The sequence below is a fragment of the Paraburkholderia graminis C4D1M genome (assembly GCF_000172415.1).
GTDB classification, from domain to species: domain Bacteria; phylum Pseudomonadota; class Gammaproteobacteria; order Burkholderiales; family Burkholderiaceae; genus Paraburkholderia; species Paraburkholderia graminis.
The window spans coordinates 21,099-27,897 of sequence record NZ_ABLD01000045.1; the positions used below are offsets into that span (position 1 = coordinate 21,099).

Below are 6,799 nucleotides of genomic sequence, written 5' to 3' on the forward strand. Positions count from 1 at the left end.
GGGCGCCGAACGTGCCGAACGCGCCAAGCGCGCTCAACGTTCGTCGTAGCTCACCACCACACGATCGCTGATCGGATGGCATTGACAGGTCAGCACGAAGCCGTCGCGGATTTCATGCTCTTCGAGCGTGTAGTTCTTTTCCATCTTCACTTCGCCTTCCACGACTTTCGCGCGACAGGTGCAGCACACGCCGCCTTTGCACGCATACGGCAGCGCGAGCCCGGCACGCAGACCGACGTCGAGCACGCTCACGCCCTGATACGGCAGGCGCAGCTTGCGGCGCTTTCCGTCGAGCACGATTTCGAGCTCGGCTGCGGGCGTGTCGTCGGTGATTTCGACGGGCGGCACGCCCGCTTGCGGCAGCGGCGAGCCAAAGCGTTCCACGTGCACCTTTTCCGACGGCACGCCGGCGGCTTTGAGCGCGGCTTCGGCGGCGTCCATCATCGGCGCGGGGCCGCAGATAAAGGCTTCGTCGATGGAATCGGCCGGCACCAGGCTTTCCAGAAACGCCGCGCATTTCTTCTGGTCGAGCACGCCGTTGAACAGTTCGACGTCCTGCAAATCGTCGGACAGCACGTGGTACAGCACGAAGCGGTTCATGAAGCGGTTCTTCAGATCTTCGAGTTCTTCGGCGAACATGATCTGATCGACGCTGCGGTTGCCGTAAATCAGCACAAAAGTGCTGCGCGGTTCGACCTCGAGCGTCGTCTTGATGATGGCGAGCACCGGCGTGATGCCCGAGCCGCCTGCAAACGCGACGTACTGCTGGCCGTGGTCCACGTTCAGATGCGTGAAGAAGCGGCCGTCCGGCGTCATCACGTCGATCGTGTGGCCGGGCTGCAGCGTGTCGAAGGCGAAATTGGAGAAGCGCCCGCCGCGCACGCGCTTGATGCCGATGCGCAGTTCGCCGTCGCGGTCGTAGTCGGTGACGCCCACGCAGATCGAGTAGGAACGGCGCGTTTCCTCTCCGTCGATGTGCGTTTTGAGCGTGACGAACTGGCCTTGCGTGAAGCGGTAAAGCTCGCGCAGTTCGGCGGGGACTTCGAAGGCAACCGAGACCGCGTCGGCGGTTTCTGGCCGCACTTCGCGGATACGCAGCGGATGAAATTGCGGGGTAGCCATATCAGTATGGTTTGAAATAGTCGAAGGGTTCGCGGCAGTCGAGGCAGCGGTACAAGGCTTTGCAGGCGGTCGAGCCGAATTGCGCGAGACGCTCGGTGTGCACCGAGCCGCAGCGCGGGCACAAAGGCGCGGGCAGCGCGCGCGGCACGAAGCGCATCACTTTTTCGCGCGGCCGCAAACCGGAATCGGCCGGCGATCCGCAATTGCCCGTGGGCGGCGCGATGCCATAGGCGCGCAGCTTGTCGCGGGCTTCGACGGTCATCCAGTCGGTGGTCCACGCGGGCGCGAGCACGGTGGCGATGCGATAAGGCGTGAGTCCCGCGACGTCGAGTGCATGCGCGACGTCTTCGGCGATCTGCGACATGGCCGGGCAACCGGAATAGGTCGGCGTGATCACCACCTCGAGCGTGCCGTCGTCCGTGCGCCGCACGTCGCGCAGAATGCCGAGCTCGCGGATCGATACCACCGGAATCTCGGGATCGGGCACGGCTTCGAGCACCGCCCACGCGCGTTCGAGCGTGGCGTCGTCAATGGCATCGTCCAGGGCGGCGGTTGAAGCGGTCGAGGTCGTCATCGTCTGATTTGCCGTGGTTTGCCGTGTTATCGCGATCACCAGGTCGCGCCGGGATGCTGCCGCGCGAGGCTTTGCATTTCGGCCAGCACGAAGCCCATGTGCTCGGAATGCTCGCCGTGCTTGCCGGTCGTGACGTGCTTGACCGGTTCGGGAAGCGTAAGCGTGGCTTGGTCGAGTGTGGCGCGCACGTCGTCGAGCCAGGCGGCTTCCAGATCGGCGCTGAGCGGGCCGATGCCGGCAGCGGCGATCGCTTCTTCCACGGCGTCGGTGCTGAAAAACTCGCGCGTGTAGGGCATCAGGTAGTCAAGCGCGGCCTGCGAGCGGCGGTGCGATTCCTCCGTGCCGTCGCCGAAACGGATCAGCCATTCGCTCGCGTGATGGACGTGGTAGCTCGTTTCCTTGATCGACTTCGACGCGATCGCGGCCAGTTGCGTGTCCGTCGATTGCGTGAGCGCGGTCCAGACATGCGCCATCAGCGTCGAATAAAGGAAATTGCGCACGATCGTGACCGCGTAGTCCTTCTCGGCTTGCGCCGTCGCGGACAGCGGGCCGTAGTGCGGCAATTCCGCCAGCGTGTAGTTGGCGAACTCGCGCTCGGCGCGGAAGTACGCGTAGTCGTCTTCGGTGCGGGTCTTGCCGGTGAGTTGCTGTTCGAGCGACGCCGCGTGCGTGTACAGCAGACGCGCCTGACCGATCAGATCGAGGCTCATGTTCGACAGCGCGATGTCTTCTTCGAGAATCGGGCCGTGGCCGCACCACTCGGCATTGCGCTGACCGAGAATCAGCGCGGTATCGGCGAGGCGCAGCACGTATTGCAGATGTTCTAGCGTGATGTTCATGGCCGCGCTTACATGTGGTTGACTTCGTCGGGAAGCGTGTAGAACGTCGGGTGGCGGTAGATCTTGTCGGCCGCCGGTTCGAACAGTTCCGCCTTGTCTTGCGGCGCGGACGCCGTAATCGCCGACGACGGCACCACCCAGATGCTCACGCCTTCCTGGCGGCGCGTGTAGACGTCCCGCGCCATGCGCAGCGCCATTTGCGCGTCGGCGGCGTGCAGGCTGCCGCAGTGTTTATGGTCGAGTCCCTGCTTGCTGCGCACGAAGACTTCCCAAATTGGCCATTCCTTGTTCATGCTGATCTCCTGATTCCTTGCCTGGCGAGCCGCGTTGTTCAGGCGGCGTGCTGTTGGGCGCGTTGGCGTTGTTTCTCGGCGTGGGCGATGGCGGCTTCGCGAACCCAGGCGCCCTCGTTATGCGCTTTGACGCGGGTGCCAAGGCGCTCGCGATTGCATGGGCCGTCGCCGTTCACGACGCGCCAGAATTCTTCCCAGTCGATGTCGCCGTAGTCGTAGTGGCCGCGCGCTTCATTCCATTTCAGGTCGGGGTCGGGCAGCGTCACGCCGAGCACTTTGGCCTGCTCGACGGTGGCGTCGACGAATTTCTGACGCAGGTCGTCGTTCGAAATACGCTTGATGCCCCATTTCGACGATTGATTGCTGTGGATGGAATCCTTGTCGCTCGGACCGAACATCATCAGCACCGGCCACCACCAGCGGTTCACCGCCTGCTGGACGAGTTCGCGCTGCGCGTCGGTGCCGGACATCATCGACATCAGCGCGTCAAAGCCCTGGCGCTGGTGGAACGACTCTTCCTTGCAGATGCGGATCATCGCGCGGGCGTACGGGCCGTAAGTGCAACGGCACAGCGGAATCTGATTCATGATCGCCGCGCCGTCGACCAGCCAGCCGATCACGCCGACATCCGCCCAGGTGGGCGTCGGGTAATTGAAGATGCTCGAATATTTGGCCTTGCCGGAATGCAGCGCCGCGACGAGCTGATCGCGCGAGACGCCGAGCGTTTCGGCCGCGCTATATAGATAGAGACCGTGGCCGGCTTCGTCCTGCACCTTGGCGAGCAGAATCGCCTTGCGCTTGAGGCTCGGCGCGCGCGTGATCCAGTTGCCTTCCGGCAGCATGCCGACGATCTCCGAATGCGCGTGCTGCGAAATCTGGCGCACGAGCGTCTTGCGATACGCGTCGGGCATCCAGTCTTGCGGTTCTATCTTGCCGTCCGCGGCCATGACGGCGTCGAATTGCGCCTGCTCCGGCGACGTCGCGCCGGATTCCAGCGGGGCCACGTTGCCGGGAATATCCAGGGATTGCGTGTACATGGGGACGCTCTTTCTGGGGGAGTTATCTGGTTTGCACAGTATAAGCCAACCGACCGGTCGGTTAATAAATTTTTTTGAGACGGACGGCGCTCGCTCCGACAGCAGCCGGCGCGGGTTCGCGACCTGTTTTGCTTCGCGCGGAAACCCCGCACCGGCGCTTAGCCTATAAAATTGCGAATTGGCCGCGATTGCGGCCCTCCTGCATCCCCGGTACTTCATGCTACGTCTAAGCGAAATCAAACTCCCGCTCGATCATCCCGAGAGCGCTCTCGAGGCCGCCGTCCGCGCGCGTCTCGCGGAACTCGGCGTGCCTCACGACGGGCTCGTCCGATACACCGTGTTCCGGCGCGCCCACGATGCGCGCAAGCGCGCCGACATCAAGCTGACCTACATCGTCGACGTCGAGGTCACGGACGAAGCCGCCGCGCTCAAGCGGATCGCCGACGTGCCGCATTGCGCCGTGACGCCCGACATGACGTACCGGTTCGTCGCCAGGGCGCCGGCGCAGTTCAGCGGGCCGCGTCCGGTGGTGATCGGCATGGGACCATGCGGGCTGTTCGCCGGGCTGATCCTCGCGCAAATGGGCTTCCGTCCGATCATCCTCGAGCGCGGCAAGGCGGTGCGGGAGCGCACCAAGGACACCTTCGGCCTGTGGCGCAAGTCGGTGCTGAATCCGGAATCGAACGTGCAGTTCGGCGAGGGCGGCGCGGGTACGTTTTCGGACGGCAAGCTGTATAGCCAGATCAAGGACCCGAAGCACTATGGCCGCAAGGTGCTGGACGAATTCGTGCGCGCCGGCGCGCCGGAGGACATTCTGTATCTGAGCCGGCCGCATATCGGCACGTTTCGCCTCGTGAGCATGGTCGAGAAGATGCGCGCGACCATCCACGAACTGGGCGGCGAAGTGCGTTTCGAGACGCGCGTGGACGATATCGACATCGATAACGGAAAAGTACGCGGGCTGACGCTGTCGACGGGCGAAACGCTGCGCTGCGACCATGTGGTGCTCGCCGTCGGCCACAGCGCGCGCGATACGTTTCAGATGTTGCACGACCGCGGCGTTTATATCGAAGCCAAGCCGTTCTCGCTCGGGTTTCGGATCGAGCATCCGCAGGGCTTGATCGACCGTAGCCGGTTCGGCAAGTTTGCCGGCCACAAGCAACTGGGCGCCGCCGACTATAAGGTGGTGCATCACTGCAGCAACGGGCGCGCGGTGTACAGCTTCTGCATGTGCCCGGGCGGGACGGTGGTCGCCGCGACGTCCGAGCCGGGGCGCGTGGTGACCAACGGCATGAGCCAGTATTCGCGAGCCGAGCGCAATGCGAACGCGGGAATCGTCGTGGGCATCACGCCCGACGATTATCCGGGCGGGCCGCTTGCCGGCATCGCATTCCAACGGAAATGGGAAGAGCGGGCGTTCGAACTGGGCGGCGGCAACTATATGGCGCCGGGTCAACTTGTCGGCGACTTCATTGCTGGACGGCCGTCGACGTCGCTTGGTTCGGTCGTGCCGTCTTATAAGCCGGGCGTGCATCCCACGGATCTCAGCACGGCGCTGCCCGACTACGTGATCGAGGCGATTCGCGAAGCGCTTCCGCAGATGGACAAGAAGATCGCGGGCTTCGCGATGCATGACGCGGTGTTGACGGGCGTGGAGACGCGGACGTCGTCGCCGATCCGGGTGCGCCGGCGCGACGACTATCAGAGCGTGAACGTCGAGGGCTTGTATCCGGCGGGAGAGGGCGCGGGTTACGCCGGCGGGATCTATTCGGCGGCGATCGACGGAATTGAAGTGGCTGAAGCGCTGGCTTTGAAGATGACGGGTGAGCTGCAAGTGGCCGGGTGAGGGTGCTGGCTGTGCGTTGCGGGCTTTGTCCGTTTGCGAGTGCGAGTGCGGGCGTATGCCGCCCGCGCTGGCCCGCGTCGGCCGACGCGGATCGTGCACAATGGCTGTTTCGCTTGAAACCAAGTACACGAATGACCATTCGCTCTCTGGCCGCGGCATGCGGCGCCGCGCTGTTTTGCCAGCTTGCCGTTTCCTCCTCTGTCGCCGCCGCTGGCACGGACGCCTCGGCGCATTGGGTCACGGCGTGGGCAACCGCGCTGCAGCCCATCCCGCAACGCGCTGACTTGCCGCCGCTGTATCGCGCGCCTGAAGTGGCGGGGCGCACCGTCCGTCAGATTGTCTACCCGACGCTGTCGGGAAAATCTGTGCGGATTCACCTCAGCAATGAATACGGCAAGACGCCGCTCGTTATCGAGGATCTGCGCATTGCGCGGTCGGCGGGCGGCGCTGCCGCGTCGGCTGGCGGCGGCGCGCGTGTGACCTTCGGCGGGAAGCCGAGTGTGAGCGTTGCGCCCGGCCGCGAACTGGACAGCGACCCAATCGCGATGGACGTCGCGGAAGGCGCGCCGTATGCCATTAGCGCGTTTATGGCGCCGGACCAGCGAGTGGTCGCGTGGCACCGGGTTTCCAGCCAGCTTAATTATGTTTCCAGCCCCGGCAACCACGCGGCGGACGCGACGGCAGAAGCGTTTCGCGGGCGCTTCACTCAATACTTGTGGGTGACGGGGCTGTCCGTCGACGCCGCGCCGGGATCGACGGCAATTGCGGCGATCGGCGATTCGATCACGGACGGCATGCGCTCCAGCCTGAACCTGAACCGTCGATGGCCGGACGCGTTCGCCCGCCGATTGGCCGGCTCGGGGAACCGCTCGACGGCCGTGATCAATCTCGGTATCAGCGGCAACCGGCTGCTTAACGATTCTCCGTGTTATGGCGATGCGCTGGTCACGCGATTTGGGCGCGACGCGCTCGAGCGGCCCGGCGTCAAGGCGGTGATTCTGCTGATCGGCATCAACGACATTAATTTCGCGGCGATGCCGGCGCGCAGCGGGCTCGACTGCGATTTCCCGCACGCGTCGGTGACAGCG

Annotated in this window: 7 protein-coding genes; 2 read left to right on the forward strand and 5 right to left on the reverse strand. The window is 64.4% G+C overall.

Annotated elements, in window-relative coordinates; genetic code table 11:
• Window positions 1-33: 33 nt before the first annotated feature.
• Genes paaE through paaA form a run of 5 tightly spaced genes read right to left on the reverse strand, consistent with a single transcriptional unit; the run spans window position 34 to window position 3,865 of the window.
• Window positions 34-1,122 (reverse strand): 1,2-phenylacetyl-CoA epoxidase subunit PaaE, encoded by a 1,089-nt coding sequence (gene paaE / locus BGRAMDRAFT_RS31900; protein ID WP_006053053.1) that lies wholly within the window; start codon window positions 1,120-1,122, stop codon window positions 34-36.
• 1 nt (window position 1,123) lies between these two features.
• Window positions 1,124-1,696: a 1,2-phenylacetyl-CoA epoxidase subunit PaaD gene (gene paaD / locus BGRAMDRAFT_RS31905; protein ID WP_006053054.1), complete on the reverse strand. Its 573-nt coding sequence runs from the start codon at window positions 1,694-1,696 to the stop codon at window positions 1,124-1,126.
• 35 nt (window positions 1,697-1,731) lie between these two features.
• Window positions 1,732-2,535, reverse strand: coding sequence for a 1,2-phenylacetyl-CoA epoxidase subunit PaaC (paaC, locus tag BGRAMDRAFT_RS31910; RefSeq protein WP_006053055.1), 804 nt, complete (start codon window positions 2,533-2,535; stop codon window positions 1,732-1,734).
• An 8-nt stretch (window positions 2,536-2,543) separates the two neighbouring features.
• Window positions 2,544-2,828, reverse strand: a complete 285-nt coding sequence (gene paaB / locus BGRAMDRAFT_RS31915; RefSeq protein WP_006053056.1) for a 1,2-phenylacetyl-CoA epoxidase subunit PaaB — start codon at window positions 2,826-2,828, stop codon at window positions 2,544-2,546.
• 38 nt (window positions 2,829-2,866) lie between these two features.
• Window positions 2,867-3,865, reverse strand: coding sequence for a 1,2-phenylacetyl-CoA epoxidase subunit PaaA (paaA, locus tag BGRAMDRAFT_RS31920; protein ID WP_006053057.1), 999 nt, complete (start codon window positions 3,863-3,865; stop codon window positions 2,867-2,869).
• 217 nt (window positions 3,866-4,082) lie between these two features.
• Here paaA and BGRAMDRAFT_RS31925 point away from each other — a divergent pair, with 217 nt between their 5' ends.
• Both BGRAMDRAFT_RS31925 and BGRAMDRAFT_RS31930 read left to right on the forward strand, forming a co-directional pair.
• Window positions 4,083-5,711 carry an NAD(P)/FAD-dependent oxidoreductase gene (locus BGRAMDRAFT_RS31925; RefSeq protein ID WP_006053058.1) on the forward strand — a complete coding sequence of 543 codons (1,629 nt, stop codon included), beginning with the start codon at window positions 4,083-4,085 and terminating at the stop codon, window positions 5,709-5,711.
• A 131-nt stretch (window positions 5,712-5,842) separates the two neighbouring features.
• Window positions 5,843-6,799 (forward strand): GDSL-type esterase/lipase family protein (locus BGRAMDRAFT_RS31930; RefSeq protein WP_044022039.1); only part of this gene is annotated, 957 nt, incomplete at its 3' end.

Excerpts from the sequence above, each read along its gene's own strand:
- paaB (WP_006053056.1), bottom strand. The coding sequence starts at position 2,828 with ATGAACAAGGAATGGCCAATTTGGGAAGTCTTCGTGCGCAGCAAGCAG.
- paaA (WP_006053057.1), bottom strand. The coding sequence starts at position 3,865 with ATGTACACGCAATCCCTGGATATTCCCGGCAACGTGGCCCCGCTGGAA.
- paaE (WP_006053053.1), bottom strand. The coding sequence starts at position 1,122 with ATGGCTACCCCGCAATTTCATCCGCTGCGTATCCGCGAAGTGCGGCCA.
- paaC (WP_006053055.1), bottom strand. The coding sequence starts at position 2,535 with ATGAACATCACGCTAGAACATCTGCAATACGTGCTGCGCCTCGCCGAT.
- BGRAMDRAFT_RS31925 (WP_006053058.1), top strand. The coding sequence starts at position 4,083 with ATGCTACGTCTAAGCGAAATCAAACTCCCGCTCGATCATCCCGAGAGC.
- paaD (WP_006053054.1), bottom strand. The coding sequence starts at position 1,696 with ATGACGACCTCGACCGCTTCAACCGCCGCCCTGGACGATGCCATTGAC.